This is a genomic window from Polaromonas sp. P1_G2 (assembly GCF_056405515.1).
The window spans coordinates 1-433 of record NZ_JBFUBY010001267.1; the positions used below are offsets into that span (position 1 = coordinate 1).

Below are 433 nucleotides of genomic sequence, written 5' to 3' on the forward strand. Positions count from 1 at the left end.
GAATGCCGGCTCGCTCCAGCGCATCGGCAAGCTTCAGCGGCGTCTGGCCGCCGAACTGAACGATGACGCCCAGCAGTTCGCCCTTTTCCTGCTCGATCTTGAGAATTTCGATGACGTCTTCTGCGGTCAGCGGCTCGAAATAGAGGCGATCGGAGGTGTCGTAGTCGGTGGACACCGTCTCCGGATTGCAGTTGACCATGATCGCTTCGAAGCCGGCATCCTTCAGCGCGAAGGCGGCGTGGCAGCAGCAATAGTCGAACTCGATGCCCTGGCCGATACGGTTCGGGCCACCGCCGAGGATCACCACCTTCTTGCGGTCGGAAACCTGCGCTTCCGTGCGGGCGGCGCCGACGAAGGGTGTCTCATAGGTCGAATACATATAGGCGGTCGGCGAGGCGAATTCGGCGGCGCAGGTGTCTATGCGCTTGTAGAC

Annotated in this window: 1 protein-coding gene; it reads right to left on the reverse strand. The window is 61.4% G+C overall.

What is annotated here, in order from left to right; genetic code table 11:
• The coding region (locus tag AC1D0P_RS30080) for a carbamoyl phosphate synthase preATP-grasp domain-containing protein (RefSeq protein WP_477680076.1) at window positions 1-433 on the reverse strand (433 nt) is incomplete at both ends.